The organism is Microcoleus sp. AT8-A3 (assembly GCF_036705675.1).
Taxonomy (GTDB): Bacteria; Cyanobacteriota; Cyanobacteriia; order Cyanobacteriales; family Microcoleaceae; genus Microcoleus.
The window spans coordinates 170,829-196,678 of sequence record NZ_JAUBVD010000004.1; the positions used below are offsets into that span (position 1 = coordinate 170,829).

Sequence of the window (25,850 nt, forward strand, 5' to 3'; positions counted from 1 at the left end):
CTACAAACCATCAAAATTATGAACGATTCTGATTACATTTCGATCGCAACTCTCAACCAGTATTCTTACTGTCCTCACCGCTGCTGGCGAATGTCTTGTGCGGGAGAATTTACCGATAATCAGTATACCATTGAAGGGACGAGTTTGCACGATCGCGTTCACACGATGGGCGAGATTAACCGGGATGAAACTTGGCAGGTGCGGGCGATTTGGCTGAAATCCGAGCGCTACAAACTGATTGGTAAATCGGATTTGATTGAGTCGGCTGAGGGTGAGATTTACCCCGTGGAATACAAGCGGGGACGGAAGGGGGAATGGGATAATGATGAGTTGCAAGTTTGCGCCCAAGCGCTTTGTTTAGAGGAGATGACGGGGAAAACTATTGCGACTGGATATGTGTATTACGCGCAGTCGCATCAGCGGCAATTAGTCGAGATTTCTGAGGGTTTGAGACAGGATGCGATCGCCACTATTGAAAAAGTCGGTGCTCTTTGGCGATCGGGAAATATCCCTTTACCAGTTTACACCGCTCGGTGTACGGGATGCAGTCTTTTTCCCCAATGTCTGCCCCAAGCTGCGGCCAAAGTCAACCGCTATCAAGAAGCAAGTTAACCTGCAAATAGGAGAATTCACAATGGGAACAGTTTACATTACTCAAGAAGATGCTTTTATTGGCAAAGTCGATGAACGTCTGACGGTTAAAGCTGACAAAAAAAATCTGTTGGACGTGCCATTAATTAAGATTGATGGGGTTGTTGCATTGGGACGCGCTACAGTTTCGCCGGCTGTGGTTGTGGAACTTTTGGAACGTCACATTCCTTTAAGTTTTTTGACGCTAAACGGACGTTATTTGGGGAGGTTGGAACCGGAGATGACGAAAAATATTTTTGTGCGAAAAGCTCAGTGGCAAGCGGCTGGGGAATCGGAAAAATCCGTGCATTTAGTGAGAGGCTTTGTACGGGGAAAACTCAAGAATTACCGCAATACTTTGTTAGAATGTCAGCGCAAATATTCTCCACAGGATTTTGAAAAACCCATTGCCCAATTGAAACAAGTCATCGCGTCTATTGAGAAAACTTCGAGTATTAATTCTCTGCGAGGATTGGAGGGGGCGGGTAGTGCGACTTATTTTGGCTGCTTCAATCAACTGATTCGCGTGCCAGATTTTAGCTTTGAAGTTCGCCGCCGCCGTCCGCCTACTGACCCGGTAAATTCTCTGTTAAGTTTGGGATATTCTCTGCTGCGGCACGATGTTCAAAGTGCGGTGAATATTGTGGGATTCGATCCGTATTTGGGATATTTGCATTTTGAGCGCTATGGCCGTCCTTCCTTAGCGCTGGATTTGATGGAAGAATTTCGACCTTTGGTAGTTGATGCTGTAGTGTTGAAGGCGATTAATTTGCAGAAAGTTTCGCCTAATGATTTTACGGCAGAACCGTTGAGCGGGGCGGTTTCTTTAACAAAAGAAGCGCTGCACAATTTTTTGCGACTTTACGAAGAAAAGAAGCAGTCAAAGTTCAAGCATCCTGTGATGGGAAAGTTGTGTAGTTATCAAGAAGCTTTTGAAATTCAAGGGCGGCTGATGGCTAAGTATTTGATGGGTGAAGTTGATAAGTATCCACCTTTGATTTTGAAATAGGGAGGCAATTAAGTTATGTTTGTTTTGGTTTGCTACGATATATCTGAGGACAAGCGCCGCACTAAGATTCACCAGATTCTCAAGTCTTATGGGGAATGGAAGCAGTATTCGGTGTTTCATTGCGAGGTGACGGATACTCAGTATGCCCGGATGCGCCAACGTCTGAGTAGGGTGATTAAGTCGGAAGAAGACAGCATCCTGTTTCACTATTTGTGTGCTTGCTGTCAGGGGAAGATCGAGCGGATTGGCGGCCGGGCACCGCTGGATACTACGATCTTTATGGTTTGATTTTGCGTCTGGCTGTAGGTGTTAAACTGAGGGGGTGAATTTTAATGGCTGAGAGCTTTGCCAGGACTGGGTTTGCGGTGGTTTGTACCTCATGCGGGTCAGACGCAAATGCTGAAAGCTTTACTGGGAAAGAGTTTGAGGTCTATTTGAAATTTGCCCCCTTGACAGGGCGATCGCTCAAATGGTATATTGATTGCAGTCAGACGCAACTGAACCTTGAAAACCTTATATTTCAAGCCTCCCAGACCCCGGCGGCCGAAAACAACCTAAAACCCTATCAGGGATTGAAACCATAGATTCCTGCAAGCTCAAAAGTCCGATTTTGCCGAAAACAACCTAAAACCCTATCAGGGATTGAAACTTGATACTTAACTGCCCAACCATCCTCATATATGGCCGAAAACAACCTAAAACCCTATCAGGGATTGAAACAAGAATCAAACGTATTTGCCTTTGAACTTATCGAGCCGAAAACAACCTAAAACCCTATCAGGGATTGAAACCTGCTAATCTATTCTTGCTGTAGTAATCTTCTAGCCGAAAACAACCTAAAACCCTATCAGGGATTGAAACAAAATGTATATAGCATCTAGTATTGGCGAGAACGGCCGAAAACAACCTAAAACCCTATCAGGGATTGAAACCGTCTGCTTCATCTTTTGTGAAGGGACGCGGGCGGGGAGCCGAAAACAACCTAAAACCCTATCAGGGATTGAAACACGAACGAATTGCTCGCAGAATGGCAAGAATGATGCCGAAAACAACCTAAAACCCTATCAGGGATTGAAACAAAGTAGGCTGCGACGCTGTTTGTCGAACACTTCATGCCGAAAACAACCTAAAACCCTATCAGGGATTGAAACTGGTGATATTGTTCGAGGCGAGGTAATAAAGATGAGGCCGAAAACAACCTAAAACCCTATCAGGGATTGAAACCACTTTTGATTGTTGGCACTGCCGGACGAGCGATCGAATGCCGAAAACAACCTAAAACCCTATCAGGGATTGAAACACAACCACCCGGCAGACGCCCCGAAGGGCGTTTCGGGCCGAAAACAACCTAAAACCCTATCAGGGATTGAAACACAAATTTTCTCTATAGTGTCTGGATCGATGCGGGGCCGAAAACAACCTAAAACCCTATCAGGGATTGAAACTATAAATTCATTGTGGCATGAACCGCTAGGCGATCGGCCGAAAACAACCTAAAACCCTATCAGGGATTGAAACTCTTGCTTGCGGGCCATTCTCCATCCCATTTCCTGTGGCCGAAAACAACCTAAAACCCTATCAGGGATTGAAACAATTGCTTAACGCCAGGAGCGATCGCGATCGGCGACGGGCCGAAAACAACCTAAAACCCTATCAGGGATTGAAACGAATGAAGCACGCTGCAAACTTTGTATCTCTATCGCCGAAAACAACCTAAAACCCTATCAGGGATTGAAACTAGACAGGAGGAATCATGAACCCTGACAACTACCAAAGGCCGAAAACAACCTAAAACCCTATCAGGGATTGAAACGAATTGCTGAGGCTTGCTCTATGCAGACAGAGGGCCGAAAACAACCTAAAACCCTATCAGGGATTGAAACTCAGGGAAGCCAATATTGGCAGTACAGCTTTAGTGGCTCCAGCCGAAAACAACCTAAAACCCTATCAGGGATTGAAACATTGGGTTTGCTCTCCCTGACTTTAGGTGCTGATAGCCGAAAACAACCTAAAACCCTATCAGGGATTGAAACGCTACGGGAAACTGGGAGATGGGGATAGAAGGAGAGCCGAAAACAACCTAAAACCCTATCAGGGATTGAAACTTTCGGTGACTATGTGGCTGGATGCTAGCAGCTTGCGCCGAAAACAACCTAAAACCCTATCAGGGATTGAAACTCAAACTGTTTTGGATCCTGTCGAATTGGTCAATGAGCCGAAAACAACCTAAAACCCTATCAGGGATTGAAACATATTACTAAGTTGGTAAAATCTCTTAAATATGTGCCGAAAACAACCTAAAACCCTATCAGGGATTGAAACGCGGATGTGTGATTTTTTCATATTACCATTCAAGCCGAAAACAACCTAAAACCCTATCAGGGATTGAAACAATGTAATCATCGATAATCCACTCGTAGCCCAAGCCGAAAACAACCTAAAACCCTATCAGGGATTGAAACAATTTCGGCTTAATAAACGGTGGCGGCCTCGGACAAGCCGAAAACAACCTAAAACCCTATCAGGGATTGAAACGGGATGAAGCATCCGACTACTACGAATACCAGAAATGCCGAAAACAACCTAAAACCCTATCAGGGATTGAAACTGATCAAGAATACCGTGCAACGAGTGGCGATGAGCCGAAAACAACCTAAAACCCTATCAGGGATTGAAACTTTCATTAAAGTCATGAACAACTTTCGTAAATCTTCGGCCGAAAACAACCTAAAACCCTATCAGGGATTGAAACAGCCTGCAAATGAATTTGAGACAGCAGCGCTCAAAGGCCGAAAACAACCTAAAACCCTATCAGGGATTGAAACGCTAAATCATCTTTGTTTTTGCGGCCGAATACTGCCGAAAACAACCTAAAACCCTATCAGGGATTGAAACAAGCCGAAGGAAATTCTCTGTAAAAGTAACAATGTCGAGCCGAAAACAACCTAAAACCCTATCAGGGATTGAAACGATTATTCTTGTTTGCATTTTGTTTGCCATCATCAGGCCGAAAACAACCTAAAACCCTATCAGGGATTGAAACAAATACATAACGCCATGCCCAAAACAGCCCATCAGGCCGAAAACAACCTAAAACCCTATCAGGGATTGAAACTGCCTCCAACTTGTGACTTACGATTGAATCCCAAGCCGGCCGAAAACAACCTAAAACCCTATCAGGGATTGAAACGAGCATTTTTAAGATAGCCCGGTGAAAAACAAGCTCCGGGCCGAAAACAACCTAAAACCCTATCAGGGATTGAAACTCTCTTGAAGTTGTCCAAGTTTTAGCAGATGCCCTAGCCGAAAACAACCTAAAACCCTATCAGGGATTGAAACGATGTCCAGCAAACGGCGAAAATGGCATCGGTACTTTGCCGAAAACAACCTAAAACCCTATCAGGGATTGAAACGAGTTCACCTGGGTTGATGAAACCAGCGGCAAGCATCGCCGAAAACAACCTAAAACCCTATCAGGGATTGAAACACTTGAATGAGTGCTTTCCTGAATTCATCGTTGAATTGCCGAAAACAACCTAAAACCCTATCAGGGATTGAAACCCTAGGTCAATTGACAGGGCTTGAGTATAATCTAAAGCCGAAAACAACCTAAAACCCTATCAGGGATTGAAACTATAAGCTGAGTGTTTTACCGGAAATGCTAGCTCAAGCCGAAAACAACCTAAAACCCTATCAGGGATTGAAACAGTTAAAAGCGTGGTGTTGCGGGCGATCGACTAGCCGAAAACAACCTAAAACCCTATCAGGGATTGAAACACTTCCGGTGGCGACGCTCCGTGCGATAGCGAGTGCCGAAAACAACCTAAAACCCTATCAGGGATTGAAACTAGCTAGTAGAATTGGGGCGAGAGGAATCGAACCGCCGAAAACAACCTAAAACCCTATCAGGGATTGAAACCCTCGGCACCCAAGGTTTTTACTTCTTCATCAAACGCCGAAAACAACCTAAAACCCTATCAGGGATTGAAACTCGAACCAAAGCTCCGTCATCAGGACGTATGAGGCCGAAAACAACCTAAAACCCTATCAGGGATTGAAACTGCAAACACGGCTACGCAGTTCTCAAAAAGCTAGGGCCGAAAACAACCTAAAACCCTATCAGGGATTGAAACCCTAAGCTCTGCCAATAACAGATAGCTTTCGATCGCCGAAAACAACCTAAAACCCTATCAGGGATTGAAACAACAGTGGTTCCTCCGACTAAACAATTAGGAAAATAGCCGAAAACAACCTAAAACCCTATCAGGGATTGAAACAAATCAAGTAGTCTAGATGCAAAAGAGCGATTTTCTTGCCGAAAACAACCTAAAACCCTATCAGGGATTGAAACTCAATATCTGGAATCGTTACGCGGGAAGACTTACGCGCCGAAAACAACCTAAAACCCTATCAGGGATTGAAACTATTTCTTCAGTTTTAAAAGCCATGTATTTTATCAGCCGAAAACAACCTAAAACCCTATCAGGGATTGAAACCCCTCCCTCCACTGCACTCGCAGCCCACCACCACCCTCGCCGAAAACAACCTAAAACCCTATCAGGGATTGAAACAATTTCTTGGGCCCGGCCCTCTGCCACAATTCGGCCGAAAACAACCTAAAACCCTATCAGGGATTGAAACTAAGTCTGAATGCACCATTGGCAACGGCGACAATGCCGAAAACAACCTAAAACCCTATCAGGGATTGAAACAACTAATTACCGGGGCCCGATCGCAATCCACGCGCCGAAAACAACCTAAAACCCTATCAGGGATTGAAACGAAAGAAGCTGAAACATCAGAAAATGATGTTGAGCCGAAAACAACCTAAAACCCTATCAGGGATTGAAACCTCTAAAGTCTCTTGAGTCCGCTTGTTTTCTAACGCCGAAAACAACCTAAAACCCTATCAGGGATTGAAACTGAAGACGTGTGACGGCATCTACGGCAGCCTCTTCCTGCCGAAAACAACCTAAAACCCTATCAGGGATTGAAACCGGGTAAATACTGGGGGGAAGTGTCGAACACTGCTTCCAGGCCGAAAACAACCTAAAACCCTATCAGGGATTGAAACTTGAGTAGGCAAAACGCTGTAAAGAACTTCTGCCCCGCCGAAAACAACCTAAAACCCTATCAGGGATTGAAACATCAAATTCTACTCCCAAGAATTCCATCAAATTCTGAGCCGAAAACAACCTAAAACCCTATCAGGGATTGAAACCAATTTCCTCCTGACGTTTGCAGTAGAGTGAAAGCCGAAAACAACCTAAAACCCTATCAGGGATTGAAACGGTGGATCGGAAAGCTGGCTCCAGCCTTGAGTCTGGCCGAAAACAACCTAAAACCCTATCAGGGATTGAAACGCGATCATTGAAGGATATTCGGCGCTTGCATTTAGCCGAAAACAACCTAAAACCCTATCAGGGATTGAAACGACGGATACGGCGATCCTTCATCCAATGCCGAAGGCCGAAAACAACCTAAAACCCTATCAGGGATTGAAACCGCAACTTCAGCTTGAAGCAAATAATCCGCTAATGCCGAAAACAACCTAAAACCCTATCAGGGATTGAAACAAGCCCTATTTTTCACCCATCACGGCACTGCCCTCGCCGAAAACAACCTAAAACCCTATCAGGGATTGAAACGGGCCAGAACGCGAACTGACCAAGGGGACGACCCCAAGCCGAAAACAACCTAAAACCCTATCAGGGATTGAAACGTAACTTACGAAGATAGTTAATACAAATAAAATGCCGAAAACAACCTAAAACCCTATCAGGGATTGAAACCAATCACAGGGCGATCGTAATATTCAATATCTTCATGCCGAAAACAACCTAAAACCCTATCAGGGATTGAAACTTTTCGAGGTGGATTTGGGTAGATGTGCTCCGAGCCGAAAACAACCTAAAACCCTATCAGGGATTGAAACCCAATTAAGCGTGAGTAATTTTCCAGACTGGGAAGCCGAAAACAACCTAAAACCCTATCAGGGATTGAAACAATTTTTTGGCATCAGCTTGGCCGGCCGAATTAGCCGAAAACAACCTAAAACCCTATCAGGGATTGAAACTAACGCTTCTAGTGCGCTCAGAATATTTGCAGTCGCCGAAAACAACCTAAAACCCTATCAGGGATTGAAACAAAGCACTTTCTCCCTGACTCTGTAAAGCTTGCGCCGAAAACAACCTAAAACCCTATCAGGGATTGAAACATATCTCTTACTTTTACGGGATCTGACAACTGCCGCGCCGAAAACAACCTAAAACCCTATCAGGGATTGAAACCTAATTTCCTAAAACATGAAAACGCAAAATCTAGCCGAAAACAACCTAAAACCCTATCAGGGATTGAAACATCCAAGCAGTAACGAGTCAAATAATCTTCAAGGCCGAAAACAACCTAAAACCCTATCAGGGATTGAAACTAACAATCCAATGTAAAACCAAACTATTACGGCATCAGCCGAAAACAACCTAAAACCCTATCAGGGATTGAAACTCTGACCAAGATATTGTACCCGCCAAAATTGGGACTAAGCCGAAAACAACCTAAAACCCTATCAGGGATTGAAACATTTGCGTGTCTTCTTCTAGCTCAACGCCTGCTATGCCGCCGAAAACAACCTAAAACCCTATCAGGGATTGAAACAACTTTGCTAAAGCCAACAGCGATCGGGATGTAAGGCCGAAAACAACCTAAAACCCTATCAGGGATTGAAACTTTAACGATCGACTCTGGAAGCTCTGGGAACGCGCACGCCGAAAACAACCTAAAACCCTATCAGGGATTGAAACTACAATGCCTATACTGAAATTTTGACAATTAGGAGCCGAAAACAACCTAAAACCCTATCAGGGATTGAAACTTACTTATAAATCGATTTTCACCTGGATTAAAACGCCGAAAACAACCTAAAACCCTATCAGGGATTGAAACAGTTGCGCTATCACTGTCCGATCGGCTCAAATCACGCCGAAAACAACCTAAAACCCTATCAGGGATTGAAACGATACCGAGGAATGCGTTGAACTGAACAACAAGCCGAAAACAACCTAAAACCCTATCAGGGATTGAAACCTGGTAAAAAGTTTGGCGATGAGATGGGTGGTGTTGGCCGAAAACAACCTAAAACCCTATCAGGGATTGAAACCCGATTGCATCCGCTTCACTTTTCGAGGTTCTTGCCGAAAACAACCTAAAACCCTATCAGGGATTGAAACTTTCGGAAGTATTCAGCAGTATTCAGCAGAGGAGGAGACAGGAGGAAAGAGGGTATTCTTCTCCTGACTCCTGACTCCTGACTCCTGACTCCTTCTTCGCCGGAAACAAGTTTACCTCCAGCACTCACAGCACAGGTGGTGCTCATGGATAATCTCACATTTGATAAAAGTAGTCGGATTCAGGAATTGATTCAAACAGCACGGTGTAGACTATTATATTTACCGCCATACTCTCCAGAGTTTAACAAAATTGAACAAAAAAGAGTCTTGGCTAAAAAATCAAATTCGTAAACAGCTTGATGAGTTTGATTGCTTACATTTTCGCGACCCTTGGATGTCTTGCGCCTGGGAGCATAACACCAGCGGTTGCTAAATATGATTTCCCAGATTCTTCAGTTGACAAAACCTCAAAATTATGACCAATCAAACAACTTCTCCACTCCTACTCAGTCCCTTCAAAATCGGAGATTTACCCTTAAAAAACCGAGTAGTCATGGCACCCCTGACGAGAGCCAGAGCCGGTGAAGCGCGGATGCCCAACGCCTTGATGGCAGAGTATTACACTCAGCGAGCCTCCGCTGGTTTAATCATTACAGAAGCCACAGTCGTTTCTACTCAAGCTAATGGTTGGCTCAATACCCCCGGTATTTATTCAGACGAGCAAGGCGAGGCTTGGAAACAAATTGTGACTGCGGTTCATGCCCACCAAACGCCGATTTTCATGCAGCTTTGGCACACTGGGCGGGCTTCCCACAGCAGTTTTCATCAAAACAATCAATTGCCAGTTGCAGCGTCTGCCATCAAAATAAACGGAGAGGGCATTCATACACCTCTAGGCAAACAACCCTACGAAACTCCCCGTGCTCTAGAAACCGATGAAATCTCCCTAGTTGTAGAAGATTATCGCAAGGCGGCGGAACGAGCTAAAATGGCAGGTTTTGACGGTGTAGAAATTCACGCGGCAAACGGCTATCTCATTGACACATTCCTGCAAACCAAAACCAATCACCGCACAGATTCCTATGGCGGCACAGTTGAAAACCGCTACCGTTTTCTTAAGGAAATTGTAGAGGCGATTATCACAGTATTTCCGGCAAACCGAGTGGGAGTTAGACTGTCTCCCAACGGTAATTTCAATGATATGGGTTCTCCCACTTATCGAGAAGATTTTCTGTATTTCGCGGAGCAGTTAAATGCCTATGATTTAGCTTACCTTCACTTGGTAGATGGTCTGGCTTTTGGCTTTCATGAATTGGGAACGCCGATGATGATAGGAGAGTTTCGCGATGTGTTTACAGGGCCGCTCATTGGCAACTGCGGATATACTCAAGAACAGGCTGAAACTGCCCTGAGCAGCAAACTTGCGGATTTAATTGCTTTTGGTCGGAATTTTATCAGCAATCCTGACTTGGTAGAGCGTTTTACTAATGGTTGGCCGCTCAATCCGCCTGCTGAAATGGGCGTCTGGTATTCTTTTGGGCCTGAAGGTTATATCGATTTCCCTACCTATCAGGAATCTCAAGCTATTTCTTAGTTGAGTTTTTAGGGGCGGGTTTATCAATAAATACCGAGTATGTGCATCATAGATACAGCATATTCCATGTATATGCGGTACACACAACCTTGTCGTAAGTAAGGTGCGGATCCACCAGTCAATCTGCAAGTTTCATTAAACATGAGCAGATCCGCACCCTACATAACAATGTACCAACAATAGAGCTTTATAGTGTACTTCACGAACCACCGAATATGCTGTAATTGTCAACCCGCCCCTAATATCATGTCCGGTCAATTAACCATGATTCCTGTAGGGGGCCGTGAGCCAAGATATTGAATAGAAACGGGAAAATCTGTAAACCCGCCCCGGTCTTTAATCGCGATCAATCGATTGGACATGATATAAAAGATGTATGGTTGATTTATCCAAATAAGAGTCGAAGTTGGACTCATATTTAATTTTCATCGCCCGTTGAAAACGAGGATTTATTATTTGTAAAAACACTTCTTCTGGCTCCAGCCTCCCGTCTCCAGCCTCCTGCCCCCTGCCTCCTGCCTCCTGCCTCCAATTTCTAGCTTGGCTGCAAAAGTGAGAGGCTCCCAGTTGAGATCGAGAACGTTTCCCCATATCCTAATAACCATAGGGTACTTCAAAACATCCAAGCTGCTAGCTCAGGGTTTGAGTGCCTGAAAAAAATCCATAGCGGAAGCGCTTTTAACAAGATGGCACAAAATCACAAATCAACGGTTATCATTACCGGCGCTTCCTCCGGCGTCGGTTTGTACGGCGCGAAAGCTCTCGCAGACAAGGGATGGCACGTAGTCATGGCCTGTCGGGACGTGCGGAAAGCCGGAGACGCCGCGCGAGAGTTGGGCATACCTGAAGGCAGTTTCTCCATCATGGAGATTGACTTGGGCGATTTGGAGAGCGTGCGTAGGTTTGCTCGCGCATTTAAGGCCAGCGGCAGGTCTCTGGACGCTTTGGTGTGCAACGCGGCCATTTATATGCCTTTGATTAAGGAACCGCTGCGGAGCCCGGAGGGTTATGAGTTGACGATGACTACCAATCACTTGGGTCATTTCCTGCTGTGCAACCTGATGATGGAAAATATGAAGCCTTCCTATTATTCCGATGCGAGAATCGTGATTTTGGGAACCGTGACTCACAATCCAGACGAGTTGGGCGGGAAGATTCCGCCGCGCCCGGATTTAGGCAAGTTTGAGGGTTTTGAAGCGGGTTTCAAAGATCCGATTTCGATGGTTGACGGCAAGAAGTTTGAACCCGTCAAGGCTTACAAAGATAGCAAAGTTTGCAACGTGCTGACGATGCGGGAATTGCACCGCCGCTTTCACGAATCCACGGGGATTACTTTCACTTCGCTGTATCCGGGATGCGTTGCGGATACGCCGCTTTTCCGCAATCACTATCCTTTGTTTCAGAAGCTGTTCCCGCTGTTTCAGAAGAATATCACCGGGGGTTACGTGTCGCAGGAGTTGGCGGGGGAAAGGCTGGCGATGGTGGTTGCTGATCCAGAATACAAGCAATCTGGGGCTTATTGGAGTTGGGGGAACCGCCAGAAAAAAGATGGTAAGTCTTTTGTACAGAAGGTTTCTCCCCAGGCCCGCGATGATGAAAAAGGCGAGCGGATGTGGGAGTTGAGCGCTAAGTTGGTGGGATTGACTGACGGGGCTCAAATGGGTGCTGCGGCTGGTGCGGGCCGGTCTGCATAATTCAAAGTTACAAACCCCCTTTATCGGGCTTGGCGGTTGAAACGGCGTCTACGCACAGGATGTGGGTAGACGCTGACTCAATAATAAAGGGGGTATTAAAGTCGGATTTGGTATGATGCACCAAAATCAAAGAAAGCGGGTTTTTTAGTGGCTCTGCGGGTTGTAACTCACATCTTGCACTATTCTTAAGAACAGGCAAGATGCCTGTTCCACAAAAGATGAATTTTATTGTGGAACAGGCATCTTGCCTGTTCATAAAAAGATTATTGAGAAGGGTGCCATATCTCAGTTGTAGCGCGTTTCTGGTTTACCCTGGCGTCCAGGACTATTCTGCTCTCTGCGTTAGCATGAAAGTGTAGGTTTTGCAACCAAAAAATTTGGTTTTTTTTACTGTTTACGATCGACTTACAGGATATTTTTTCGGATAATCACCCGATTGAAGCGTAAGTCTTGGGAAATGAACAGCCGTCGATCGACCTTTTGGTTTGTAGCAGTTGCGAAACTGTGGTCTGGGACGGCTGTTTCCTTTTTTGCTGTTAAGATTGATTTTTACTTGAGGGTGCTGACTTCCTGAAAATATTTTCCCCCACTTAAGCGAGATAATAATTATATCCTATGGCTGGTCCCTCACAAAAACTATTTTTACTCGCTGGAATTTTTGGGTTAGTTTTGTTGGCAAAACCAGCAAAAACCTCCGCTAGCACAGTTGAAATTTTGACCTCAAATGTTGAGGATTTGGCAGCAGTTAGCAGCGCAGGCGACACTAATCTTGACAGTCGCGAAGACTTAGCCACCGCTGACGACAAGACGCATTTACCCGCTGAATCAGAACACTCGGTGGCTGCGGAAACTCCCGACTTACCGCCGTCTGCGGCAAATTCAGTCGATGTGACATCTTACACCATTCTCAAGAACAGGCAAGATGCCTGTTCCACAACGAGTGAGTTTGATTGTGGGGTGGGCATCGTGCCCGCCGGTACAAGGCTGATTGACAAGGGTGCAACATCTCAGCCCGTTAGCGAAGCCCTCGGAGAGGATCGCACTTTCAGCACAAAAACTCAAGAAACCGAGCTTTTTAATTCAGATCAAAAGCTAGAAGAAAAGATTGACCGAAAAAAAACCGATTTGGGTATCGATCGACCTTTGCAACTCAGTCAACTGCCCAACCCAATTCAGCCCAGAGAGCCGGAATTACCTGCACCAACAGCACCGGAACCTCCCCCGCCATCTCCCCTCCAACCAACCCCGCTAACACCTGTTCCCGGCGATGATAGACCGGGGATTATGGGTACAATTAGGGTCGATCGCTTTGAATTTGAGGGCAACACAGCTTTTAGCGATCGCGAACTCGCAGAAGTTACGCAACAGTTTGCCGGCCGCGAAATCACCTTTGCCGAACTGATCGCAGCCGAAGCAGCCGTTACTCAAAAATATGTAGCCGCCGGATACATCAATTCCGGCGCTGTAATTCCCGCCAACCAAACCTTTCCGAGAGAAGGAGGTGTGGTGAAAATGCGGATTGTAGAAGGCGGATTAGATGAAATTGAGATTACTGGAAACAGGCGCTTAAATTCAAATTACGTGCGATCGCGCCTTGAACGCGCCACCAGACGGCCCCTCAACCGATCTCGCTTGCTGGAAGCCTTGCAAATGCTGCAACTCGACCCCTTAATTGGCAATATTTCCGCCGAATTGCAAGCCGGAAGCCGCCCGGAAAACAGCCGCTTAGAAGTGCGCGTCAAAGAAGCAGACAGCTTTAGCGCTGAAGTGTTCGCAGACAACAATCGATCGCCCAGCGTCGGCAGTTTTCGGCGGGGTGTTCGCATCAATCAAGCAAATTTGCTCGGTTTGGGCGACGGATTAGAGGTATCTTATGCTAACACCGACGGCAGCAATGAATTCAACGGCAGCTACACAGTCCCCGTCAACGCGCGCAACGGCACGATTGGATTCGCTGCGAGTGCTGCTAGCACCAACATCATCGAGGAACCGTTTGATGCTGCTGAAATTGAGGGGAAATCGCGCACCTACGAATTAACTTACCGCCAGCCGATTGTCGAAAAGCCCGATCGCACTTTGGCTTTGGGACTGAGTTTTTCGCGGCAAGAAAGCGATACATTCCTGTCAGGGGAACGATTTGCGCTTTCGGCGGGAGCAAATGAGCGCGGCGAAACGCGGGTTTCGGCTGTGCGGTTTTTTCAAGAATACGTGCAGCGGAGTTCCAACCAAGTGTTCGCGGCGCGATCGCAATTCTCCCTCGGCACTAATCTGTTCGGCGCTACTGCGAACGATAGCGGGCCCGACAGCCGCTTTCTGGCGTGGCGCGGACAAGCCCAGTACGTGCGGCTGTTAGCGCCAGAAACCTTGCTGATTGTGCGTTCCGACATTCAATTAGCCGATCGCCCCCTGCTTTCCCTGGAACAAATCGGGATCGGCGGCGTTCAAAGCGTGCGCGGATACCGCCAAGATTTGCTGTTAACTGATAGCGGTGCGATCGCGTCTGCTGAAGTGCGAATTCCGGTTTGGCGTGTCCCGGAAGTCGAAGGATTGTTGCAAGTGGCTCCGTTTATCGATTTTGGGCTAGGGTGGAACCAGTCGGAAGAAAAGCCGAATCCTGAGTCGGATAAACTTCTGGGTGCGGGTTTGGGCTTAGTTTGGCAGATGGGCGATCGGTTGAATGTGCGTTTAGACTATGGTATTCCTTTGATAAATGCTCGATCGGGCGATCGAACTTTGCAGGAAAAAGGCTTATACTTTCGGATTAATTACTTTGCTTTCTAGCTAATTCTGTCGGCGATTAAAGTCGTCTAATCGCGACAGTCCTTAACCGAGGACTAAATATAGGTTAGCTAATATCAATTCCGGTTTCATTGGAATGATTAAACCGCAGAGGACACAGAGAACACAGAGTCCGAGAACAGAGAGATAAATAATTGCGATGCTACCGGATTTGATATAATTCCCTGCTCTCCTTCAATCTAAAATCTAAAATCTAAAATCTAGTTAACCAAAGAGGGCTTGTCTTATGGTTCAGACAAAAACTAAACTAACATTTGCAGATTTTCTCGAAAAGTACCCAGACGGATCGGGCATCTACGAACTTGTAAATGGAGAGATTGTCAAAGTGGAAGCAACCAGAGCTCATAAAAATGTGGCACGATTTCTTGTTAAGTCTTTCGACAGAGAAAGCGATCGCTTGGGGCTTGACTATATCGTTGACAAAGATATAGTGTTGAGAACTGTCACAGCTTCAGGACAAGAACAAGGCAGAAATCCTGATGTTGGCGTGGTTAAGGCATCAGTATGGAACAGTAATGTACGTGGCTACGGAGCTCTTACCGAACCTATCCAATTAGCAGTAGAAGTTACCTCAACTAACTGGGAAGACGACTATGTGGATAAGCTAGATGAGTATCAAAGGCTCGGCATTTATGAGTATTGGATTGTGGATTATTTAGCGATCGCTTCTAGGGCTTATCTAGGAAATCCCAAAATTCCCACAGTTTTCGTTTACTCGTTGGAAAATGGCAGTTATTTAGTTCAAAGTTTTACAGGTAATGAGCGCATTATGTCTAAAACTTTTCCCGAACTAGAAATCACAGTGGAGCAACTTGTACTCAGCAGCCAAATTCAAAACATTTAGAGAAACGAGATGAGATTACATTGATAAAATTTATCCTGGAAAGAGTGTTTTTATGCCTCCATTCCATTACTGTTTACTATTTTTACCATTCTCAAAAACAGGCAAGATGCCTGTTCCACAAATACTAGATTTTATTGTGGGGAGTAGGGGTTGGGCATCTAGCGCGCCCGTAAGTTACTCCCTACTGTTTGCTTTCCTGTTGCTATTTCCCACTTCCGCGATCGCCCAAATCATTCCCGATAATACCTTGGGCCCGGAAAGTTCGCGAACAGTTCCCGATACTATCAATAACATACCCTCAGATAGAATCACGGGCGGCGCAACTCGTGGCGTTAACCTCTTTCACAGCTTGCGCGAATTTAACATCCGTGAAGGGCGGGGAGCTTATTTTGAAAATCCCAAGGGAATTTCTAATATTTTCACCCGCGTTACGGGCCCAAACTCTTCAAATATTTTAGGAACTCTGGGAGTTTTAGGCAACGGTAATTTATTTTTAATTAACCCAAAAGGAATTATATTCGGGCCGAATGCGCGGTTAGATTTGCGCGGTTCGTTTATCGGTTCAACGGCTGACGGTATTGTGTTTAATAACGGCTTTGAATTCAGCAGCACCAACCCGCAAACATCCCCGCTGTTAACCGTTAATATTCCCGTTGGTTTAAGATTTAGAGACAATGCCGGTGCAATTGTCAACCAATCGACGGCTTTAGGAAAGGTAAACCTGCCAGCCTCTGCTGTGCCAATCCCAATTAGCGATCGAGTTGGTTTAGCAGTAGAACCAGGTCAAACTTTAGCACTGATTGGCGGCGACATCCAACTCCCAGGCGGCAATTTAACCGCCAGCGGCGGACAAATTTTACTCGGTAGCGCAGCGAGTCCAGGTTTAGTTAATTTTGCAATGACAGCGGGGGAAAAGGGAAATTTAACTTTAAATTATGACAATCTTCAAAACTTTGGCAATATTCAAATAGCCGATGGAACACTTATTAACACCAGCGGTATTGGGGGTGGCAGAGTAGAGTTAAAAGGTGGAAATGTCGCCCTTAGCGGTGCGCGGATTTATGCGCTGACTTTGGGAAATATTGATGGTAGAGGTATCGATATCAGCGCCCAAAATTTGCGAGTGCAAAACGGCACGCAATTTTCTACCCTGACTCTCGGAGATGGTGCAGGAGGTAATATCAACTTGCGCGCTGCTGATTCTGTAGAAATGAGCGGGCTGGGAGTTGATGGCTATCAACAAGTTGTAATTAAGTATCTGGTATCGGGAACCGCAGACCCCTTTGACCCGCTATTTGTGCTGTTTAATGCTAGTGCTGGTGCTGGTTCGGGGGGGAATATTACGATCGACACTGGCCGCCTGATATTCAACAATGGCGTAGTAGGTAGCGGTATCACTTTTGGCGGTGGAAGGGGCGGGAATTTAATCATTCGCGCCAATACTTTTGAGATGGTGGGTTCTGGAATTAACAACGGGACGGCTAAAGAAAGTACCGGTGCAGGAGGAAGTATTAGTGTTGATGTCAATCGATTAATTATGCGCGACGGTTCTCTTCTGGGTACCACCAGCTACAGCAGTGGCCCGTCGGGGAATATCAACATTAAAGCTGCTGAATCAGTAGAATTGTCTAACACCGGCCCGCGAACAGTTGTGTCAACTGGAATCAGCACGCTGAGTATCGGTTCTAACGGAAGGGCGGGGAATATTAACGTTGATACGAAGCGGTTGACTCTCTCTGATGGTTCTGCTTTTACTTTAGGAACGGGTGTTTTAATTGGCAGGTTTTTGTTTTCTCAGGAGGGCGGGCCTGCGGGAAATTTAACTGTTAGGGCTAGTGAATCAGTAGAAATTTCTGGTATTTCTCAAGTTTTGACCAGCGGAATTCAGAATGCTAGCGCGCTGACTTCTGGAACTTTGAGTTCGAGTCGGGGCGGGGATATTCGGATTGATACGCCCAGCCTGACTGTGCGGGATGGGGGGATAGTTTCTACGAGTTCTTTGGGCTCTGGAGATGTGGGGAATATTACTGTTAATGCCGATCGCATTTCAGTCAGCGGCAGCGGAAATAATGGTTTGTTTGTCAGTACAATTGATGCTTCCGTGGGCAAGATATTTGGTACTAATCCTAATGCTACAGCAAATGCCGGTTCGTTGAATCTGAATGCCGATCGACTAATTGTCAGAGATGGAGCTACAGTCACGGTACAGGCTACGGGAACCGGACGCGCTGGTAATATCAATATTGTCGCAAATTCGATCGCTCTTGATAACAAAGCGAGTATTGACGGTACGACTGTATCCGGTACTGGAGCAAATATTAACCTGCAAGCGCGAGACATCCAATTGCGCCGCAACAGCCAAATTACCACCGATGCAGGCACTTCTGACGGCGGCAATATCAACATCAACAGCAACATTCTTGTCGCCCTCCCGCAAGAAAACAGCGACATCACAGCCAACGCCCGCACAGCAGGCGGCGGCCGCGTCAATATCAATGTCCCCAATGTTTTCGGCTTTACAGCAGCGAGTCGCGAACAAGTCAGAAACAGATTGGGGATCAGTGACGCCGAATTTGCAGCGTTGCAAGTAAGTCCTACATCTCTGCTTAATAGCAGCGACATCGCCGCAATTTCCCAAAGTGGTGGCCCGGCGTTGCAAGGAGCCGTAACATTTAGTTCTGTTGGAGTTGATCCTGTTCAAGGTTTAGTGGAACTGCCGCAAAATGTGGCCAATCCGGCTGCGTTAATTGCCGCAAATCCCTGCACGCAAGGGGCCGAGAGCGCATTTACAGTCACTGGAAAAGGAGGAGTGCCACCCAGTCCCAATGATGTTCTCAGCAGCAATTATAGCCAGTTTAATTGGGTGGAACCAGCGGTAGGTGTAAGTCAGCAAGTAGAAAGCCAAAGACCATCCATAGAAATGCGGCCAACAGAAATTATTCCCGCTCAAGGTTGGGTAATAGATGAGCAAGGAAAAGTAACGCTGGTAGCGTATAATTCAAGTAATGGTGCATCTCTTCGCAGTCCGAAACGGACGGGTGTTTGCGTACCTCAATAGGTACTCTTCAGTTTTTAGCTAACCCGTCGGTATTTTCCTAAGAGTAAATTAACAGGAATTAAAAGATGCCCCGCCAATCTTCCGCCCTATTTTTTGCATTTTTACTGCTGTTTCCTATCCCCGCCGTCGCCCAAATTGTCCCCGATAGCAGCTTGGGTGCAGAAAGTTCGCGCACAGTTCCCGACACGATTAATAACTTACCCTCAGATAGAATAGAAGGCGGTGCAACTCGCGGCGTTAACCTATTTCACAGTTTACGCGAATTTAACATCCGTGAGGGGCGGGGAGCATATTTTGCCAATCCCAGCGGAATTGCCAACATCTTCACCCGCGTTACTGGTGGCAACCCTTCTAATATTTTAGGAACTCTGGGAGTTTTGGGAAACGGCAATTTATTCTTAATTAACCCCAAAGGGATTGTCTTTGGCCCCAATGCTCGGTTAGATTTGCGAGGCTCATTTATCGGTTCTACTGGTAGCGGCGTTCTCTTTGATAATGGGTTTGAATTTAGTGCAGCTAATTCTAATGCAGTGCCATTGTTAGCGATTAATATTCCTGTGGGTTTAAGCTTTAGAGAAAATCCTGGCACAATTGTCAACTCTTCCAGTGTTACCCAAGTTATTGAAGGCACAACAATCCCCGTAGGTTTAGCAGTTCCTCCCGGTCAAACCTTAGCAATGGTGGGAGGAGATTTAATTTTTAACAATGGTTTTGCCAGCGCTTTTAGTGGCAACATTCAATTAGGAAGTGTGGCAAGTCCGGGTTTTGTAAGCTTTAGCATCACGCCCATAGGATTAGGTTTAGATTATACAAATGTTGCCAATTTTGGCAACATTGAATTATCAGGTTTATCGGCGGTGACAGCCAGTGGGCCAGGGGGAGGCGCGATCGCACTCCGGGGAGGAAATGTGACATTGCGCGATCGATCGAGCCTAGTCTCCGATACCTTGGGAAGCATTGACGGCCGCGGCATCAATATCGAAGCAGTGCGCTTTAGCCTATTAGATCGAGCCTTTGTCGGCTCCACCACTACCGGAAGCGGAGCCGGAGGCCCGATCGATGTCCGAACCGCCGAGAATATAGAACTCAAGGGAATAGGATTTGAGAACTTTCGGCGACGGATTCTCGATCCTGGTGCAGCACAAGAGCCGCCAGATGTCGCCTCCCGCGAAAGCAGCATCATTACCGGAACCCTCGGTGCCGGCAGAGCCGGGGATATCGCGCTCGACACCAAACGATTAACTATCCGAGACGGATCGGCAATACTCAACCCTACACTCGGTACCGGAGACGGCTCTGGTGTGACAATTAGAGCCTCTGAATCGGTAGAAATCAACGCCTCCGGGCTGTTCACCACAACTTTTAACAGCGGAAATGCAGGTAGTATCGCTATCGAAACCGGTCAACTGAGTGTCAGCGACGGAGCCATTATCTCGCCCTCGACTTTTGGTGCCGGGAACAGCGGAAATCTGAGCGTGAGAGCTTCTGACTCGGTAATAGTAGCGAGAGAGCGATCGGATAGCCCCCTGAGTACGGCTCTAGCAGCTAACAGTATTGGCGGCACGGGAAGGGCTGGAAACATTGAAATTAACACCCGCTCCCTGCGCGTCGAAGCAGGGGCTAGCATCACTTCTTCGAGCGGGGTGAGAACTGCAGAGCAGGTGATTCCTGCGGGGGGGCCCGGCGGCAACATCACCGTCAACGCTTCAGACTCGGTGGAAGTGATCGGCACCGCACCGGGCGAAATTCCTTCCCGAAGTCTAATCGCTGCGGGAACGGCTGGGGGCGGCAAAGGCGGTGATGTGACGTTGAATGCCAGACGGTTGATTGTCCGAGACGGAGGAGCTATCGGAGCCTCAACTTTGGGTGAGGGACAAGGGGGAAATGTGACTGTCGCTGCTTCGGAATCGATGGAAATAGCCGGAACTACCAGAGACGGGATCTTTCCCAGCAGCATCGGCACAGCTTCGGGAGATTTGCTGTACCAGACTTTGTTGGGGCTGCAACCTCCATCTGGTGCGGCGGGAAGCTTGAGCATTGCGGCGGGCCGGTTGAGTGTCCGAGACGGCGCAGCGGTTAGCGTCCAGAGTTATGGAACGGGGGAGGCTGGCAGCATCAATGTTGTCGCAGATTCGATCGCCCTCACCACCAAAGGCAGTATTGACGGCACGACTGTATCGGGTATCGGGGCTAATATTAACTTGCGATCGCGCGACATCCAATTGCGCCGGGGGAGCCGCATCACCACTGATGCGGGCGCTGCCGACGGCGGCAATATCAACATTAAAAGCGATATTCTGGTTACTCTTCCCAACGAAAATAGCGATATTACGGCTAATGCGCGATCGGCCCAAGGTGGGCGGGTTAATATTAATGTCCCCAATGTTTTCGGGTTTACATCAGTCACTCGCGAACAGGTTCGAGCGACTTTGGGATTAACAGATGCTCAATTTGCAGCGTTGCAAGTAAGTCCGACTTCTCTAAATCCTACCAGTGATATTGCGGCGATTTCCCAAAGTAGCGGCCCGGCTTTGCAAGGTACTGTAACATTTAGTGCTTCTGGAGTGAATCCGGCTCAAGGTTTAGTGGAACTGCCGCAAAATGTTGTCGATTCGGCTGCGTTAATTGCGGCAAATCCCTGCACGCAAGAGGCCGAGAGCGCATTTACCGTCACTGGGAAAGGAGGAGTGCCACCCAGTCCCAATGATGCCCTCAGCAGCAATTCTAGCCAGTTTAATTGGGTGGAAGAGGCAGGAAGTTCGGCAACGAATGTAGAGGGTTTAACCGATGTAACCGATCGAGGGAAGAAGAAGGAAGAAGGAGAAATCCCCGATCGCGAAGTTGTGCCGGCGCAAGGTTGGGTGGTGAATGCTCAAGGAGAAGTTATGCTTGTTGGATATAATCCGGGTAATGCTGCTGACTCTCGCAATCCTCGACCTAGTTCTGTTTGTGTGCCGCGTTGAAATTAGGTTTTTTTTACCGCAGATGTAGGCGGATTAACGCGGATTAACGCAGATCAAAAATAAGATGTATTTGGGTTAATCAGTAGGTGTGTCTGCGCTTGTAATTTTATTTTCTAACTATGAAGTTTACCCGATCGCTCCGACAAGTAATTCTGTTATTTGTGATTTCCTGTCTGCTATCCGTTGCGATTCCTCCTGGAATTGCTCAGGTTAATCCACCACCAGCGGTGCAGCTTGTTCGACAAGCTCGAACTCTGTACCAAGAGGAACGTTTTTCGGAAGCTGTACCTTTGTTGCAGCAAGCGGCGGCGCAGTTTGAGGCAAAAGGCGAAAATCTCGATCGCGCCACAGCTTTGAGCAATTTAGCTGCAACCTACGGGCAGTTGGCGCTTTGGGAAGAAGCAGAAAAAGCTGTAAATTCGAGTTTGTCGGCTGTGCGAACCCAAGCCAAAACTCCCGAACAGCAGCGGATTTTAGCTGAAACTCTCAACATTCAAGGACAGTTGCAACTTGAACGCGGGCAGACTCAAGATGCGATCGAGATTTGGACGCAAGCTGCTAAAATTTTCGAGCAAATTGATAGAAAGAACCAACTTTTTCAAGTTCAAATTAATCAAAGTCGGGCTTGGGAAATTCTCGGACTTTACCCCAGGGCTTGCAAAATGCTGTTAGCTTCTTTCAAGCTGGAAAACCAAACTTGCGAAGTTTCCGCAGCGGGTTTGGAAACTTTGAAAAATGAATCGGTTTCTCTCGAACAAGTCCGGGCAATTCATGCTTTAGGGCGGGTACTGCGGGTTTTGGGACAACTGGAACGATCGCAGGATGTGCTGTCACTTGGACTCGAAGCAGCCCAAAAATTAGGTAGCCGGCCAGAGGAGGCTGCAATTTATCTTAATCTGGGCAATACGGTACGGGCTAAAAGCAATAAACCGGGTTTGACACCAGAACAGCGGGCGGATTGGGAACGCTTTGCCTTAGAGTATTATGGTCGATCGATCCAGGCGATGCCGGATCGATCGCCCCTACAAATTCAGGCAAAGTTAAATCAATTGAGTTTGTTAGTCGATCGCCAAGATTGGTCGGAAGCAGAGGCTTTGTGGCGTTCTCTCGAATCTCAAACCGATCAATTTGGCTCGAATCGCGCCGGACTTTACGCTCAAATTAATTTAGCTCAAAGCTTGATGAAATTAGCTCAGTCGCCTGCGAAAACTTTGAGTTTAAGCGATATTGACACAATGCTCGATCGCTCTGTCGAAGGAGCAAACAGTTTGGGCGATCGACGAATACAAGCTTATATTCTGGCAGCAAAAGGCAAACTATCGGAAATCCAACAGCAGTATCAGAAAGCAGAAAATCTCACAACCGAGGCTTTGAGTTTAGCACCGGCTTTTCAATCTCCCGATATTGCTTACCAATTGTTTTGGCAACTGGGACGGATTCGGAAAGCTCAAGGAAATACAGAAGGGGCGATCGTTCAATATACTCAAGCTGTCAATATATTGTCTTCTCTGCGGGGCGATTTGGTGACAGTCAATCCCGAAGTGCAATTTTCGTTTCGGGAAAGTGCCGAACCGGTTTATCGGGAATTAGTCGGGCTGCTTTTGCAAGAGGAATCTCCCAGTCAACCTAAATTGAAACTGGCGCGCCAAACGGTGGAATCTTTGCAGTTGGCGGAATTGGACAACTTTTTTCGGGATGCTTGCGCTGATGCTAAACCAAAGTCGATCGAGGAAATCGATCCGACTGCGGCGGTGATTTATCCGATTATTTTGAGCGATCGTTTGGAGGTAATTTTGTCAATTCCCGGCAAACCCCTGCGCCGCTACGCTACGAAGAAGTCTCAAGCTGAGTTGGAAACTGCCTTCAGACAAGCCAAAAATCTCATCAGGCCTGCTGCTTTCCCCCGCAACAGGAGGCAACCCGTTGAACAGGTTTATGACTGGTTAATCCGCCCCGCAGAGGCGGATTTGACTGCCGCCGGGATTAAAACCCTGGTATTTGTGCTCGACGGTTATTTGCGAAATCTGCCGATGGCGGTGCTGCACGACGGTGAAAAGTTTTTGGTAGAAAAATACAGCATTGCTTTGGCGCCGGGATTGCAATTGCTGGCACCGAAACCGCTGAACAAAGTCAAGTTAAAAGTGCTCACCGCTGGCCTCTCGGAACCGCGTCAAGGCTTCTCGGCTTTGCCGGGGGTGAAGGAGGAAGTTCAGCAAATTGCAGCCGAGATGCCGGCGAGTTCGCTGCTGAATGAAGATTTTGTCAGCGGGCGATTGCACGATCGAATTAAAGCAGTATCTTACCCGATCGTCCATTTGGCAACTCACGGTCAGTTTAGCTCGAATGCAGCGGATACTTTTATTGTGACTTGGGATCAGAAAGTGAATGTTAAGGAGTTCGATCGACTGCTGCGAGCCCGCACTGGGGAGAGACAACAGCCGATCGAACTTTTGGTTTTGAGTGCTTGCGAAACTGCTTCGGGGGATAACCGGGCGGCTTTGGGTTTGGCGGGGGCGGCAATTCGATCGGGTGCGCGCAGCACCGCCGCCACCCTTTGGCAAGTCAACGACGAATCTACAGCTATCTTTATGGCTGAATTTTACAAGCAACTGGCTTCTTCTAAAACCAGCAAAGCTGAAGCCCTCCGCAACGCTCAATTAACGCTGCTGAAAAACCCAGACTATCAAAATCCCTATTTCTGGGCGCCTTTCGTGCTAGTGGGGAATTGGCAGTAATTTAAGATCGGGCATCGGGCATGGGGCATCGGGCATCTGACAATTTTAGATTTTAGATTTTAGATTTTAGATTGCTCAGGGCATTGGGCATCGGCGGGCGGTGGACAACAGTCAACTGACAACTGACAACTGACAACTGACAATTGACAAGTGACTCAAATGCAGTTGGTTTTTTGTTAAAGTTTGTAAACTGTTAAGAGTGCTTTTTGCATCTAATATTTTTTCGAGGAGTCCCATGAAGCAACTTTTGATTGCTGAGCGCTTTTGCTTAATTGCCCACGTCTTGTCAATGGCTTTTGGATTGGCAGGGTTGCTGCTGATTTTACCCCGTCCCGAATTGGTGATGAGTTTACCGCCCGCGGGGCAAACGCTATTCCAGTGGGGGATGGCTGGGGGTGGAGTAGTTTATATCATCTTTGGTGCAGCAGCAGTTGCTCTCTATGCCTTGCGGACATTGGGTTGGGGTGCAACTCTGGCTTTTTTAGTGCCTTCTGTGTTTTTGTCCTTGAGTAGCGAGTTGTTGGGAACGAGTACGGGTTTTCCCTTCGGCCACTACCACTATTTAAGCGGTTTGGGCTACAAAATTGCAGGGCTGGTTCCGTTTACCATTCCCCTCTCGTGGTTTTATCTGGGACTGGTTTCATACATAATTGCTCGCGCTGGAGTAGCTGGCGGTAAAGGTGAACTCAACTGGGTGCGCCAAATAGGGGCGATCGCCCTTGGTGCTTTGCTGCTAACTGCTTGGGATTTTGTACTAGATCCGGCGATGAGTCAAACTGCTGTTCCTTTTTGGGAGTTTGAGGAACTTGGGGCTTTCTTTGGAATGCCTTACCGCAATTTGGCTGGTTGGATGGGTACGGGGGCGCTATTTATGTCTGTAGCAGCTTTCTTGTGGAGAAAAACACCGATTAAATTAGAGCGATCGGAATTGGGTTTGCCCTTAATTGTTTATTTGGTAAACTTTGCTTTCGGAGCAATTATCACTGTAGTTTCCTTGGATTCTCGGTTCTGGTTCCCGACATCGCTAGCGGTGCTTCTGGGTGTAGTTCCGGCGATCGCGTTATGCTGGATCGCTAAACCCGCAACAGGTGACGTAACCGAAACAATGCCGTCTTTGGATACATCTGTTATCACGGCCCAAATTCCACCTCAGCCCGTGGGCGTTTTGCGTAAGTGAGTTGCTAGCGAGCAACCCCGGCTGATTTAGCAAAAATTTACACTAAATTTTGAGCTAGTTTAAAAACCCGGTTTCTACAAGAAACCGGGTTTTTCAATGGCGATTTTTTCATGCCCAATTCCTGTAATATGTTTGAGGCAAAAATTTTATTAAATTTTTAAATTGACACCAACCGTAATTT

Annotated in this window: 12 protein-coding genes and 1 CRISPR repeat array; all 12 genes read left to right on the plus strand. The window is 47.0% G+C overall.

The window, feature by feature from the left end:
• Window positions 1–18 precede the first annotated feature (18 nt).
• Complete coding sequence (gene cas4 / locus QUB51_RS04280; RefSeq protein ID WP_333208389.1) at window positions 19–612, plus strand: CRISPR-associated protein Cas4; 594 nt, start codon at window positions 19–21, stop codon at window positions 610–612.
• A 22-nt stretch (window positions 613–634) separates the two neighbouring features.
• A complete protein-coding gene (gene cas1d, locus QUB51_RS04285) occupies window positions 635–1,639 on the plus strand; it encodes a type I-D CRISPR-associated endonuclease Cas1d (protein ID WP_333052662.1) in 1,005 nt (334 codons plus the stop codon).
• A 15-nt stretch (window positions 1,640–1,654) separates the two neighbouring features.
• Window positions 1,655–1,927, plus strand: a complete 273-nt coding sequence (gene cas2 / locus QUB51_RS04290; RefSeq protein ID WP_333052664.1) for a CRISPR-associated endonuclease Cas2 — start codon at window positions 1,655–1,657, stop codon at window positions 1,925–1,927.
• 254 nt (window positions 1,928–2,181) lie between these two features.
• Window positions 2,182–8,865: direct repeats of the CRISPR family, unit length 37 nt; unit sequence GCCGAAAACAACCTAAAACCCTATCAGGGATTGAAAC.
• A gap of 138 nt (window positions 8,866–9,003) precedes the next feature.
• A complete protein-coding gene (locus tag QUB51_RS04295) occupies window positions 9,004–9,156 on the plus strand; it encodes a transposase (RefSeq protein WP_445242998.1) in 153 nt (50 codons plus the stop codon).
• A 124-nt stretch (window positions 9,157–9,280) separates the two neighbouring features.
• Entirely contained in the window at window positions 9,281–10,399 is a 1,119-nt protein-coding gene (locus tag QUB51_RS04300; RefSeq protein ID WP_333052666.1) for an alkene reductase, read from the plus strand.
• 686 nt (window positions 10,400–11,085) lie between these two features.
• Entirely contained in the window at window positions 11,086–12,093 is a 1,008-nt protein-coding gene (locus tag QUB51_RS04305; protein ID WP_333052668.1) for a protochlorophyllide reductase, read from the plus strand.
• Between the two features lie 615 nt (window positions 12,094–12,708).
• Window positions 12,709–14,874 carry a ShlB/FhaC/HecB family hemolysin secretion/activation protein gene (locus tag QUB51_RS04310; protein WP_333208387.1) on the plus strand — a complete coding sequence of 722 codons (2,166 nt, stop codon included), beginning with the start codon at window positions 12,709–12,711 and terminating at the stop codon, window positions 14,872–14,874.
• A gap of 244 nt (window positions 14,875–15,118) precedes the next feature.
• The gene (locus QUB51_RS04315) at window positions 15,119–15,736 is read left to right on the plus strand and encodes a Uma2 family endonuclease (RefSeq protein ID WP_333052670.1); all 618 of its coding nucleotides are present in this window, start codon (window positions 15,119–15,121) and stop codon (window positions 15,734–15,736) included.
• Between the two features lie 106 nt (window positions 15,737–15,842).
• Window positions 15,843–18,794: a two-partner secretion domain-containing protein gene (locus QUB51_RS04320; protein ID WP_333259743.1), complete on the plus strand. Its 2,952-nt coding sequence runs from the start codon at window positions 15,843–15,845 to the stop codon at window positions 18,792–18,794.
• 65 nt (window positions 18,795–18,859) lie between these two features.
• On the plus strand, window positions 18,860–21,757 hold the full coding sequence (locus QUB51_RS04325; RefSeq protein WP_333259746.1) for a two-partner secretion domain-containing protein: 2,898 nt from the start codon (window positions 18,860–18,862) through the stop codon (window positions 21,755–21,757).
• Between the two features lie 119 nt (window positions 21,758–21,876).
• Window positions 21,877–24,492, plus strand: a complete 2,616-nt coding sequence (locus QUB51_RS04330; protein ID WP_333259750.1) for a CHAT domain-containing protein — start codon at window positions 21,877–21,879, stop codon at window positions 24,490–24,492.
• A gap of 235 nt (window positions 24,493–24,727) precedes the next feature.
• Window positions 24,728–25,669: a gamma-carotene 1'-hydroxylase CruF gene (gene cruF / locus QUB51_RS04335; protein WP_333052677.1), complete on the plus strand. Its 942-nt coding sequence runs from the start codon at window positions 24,728–24,730 to the stop codon at window positions 25,667–25,669.
• Window positions 25,670–25,850 lie beyond the last annotated feature (181 nt).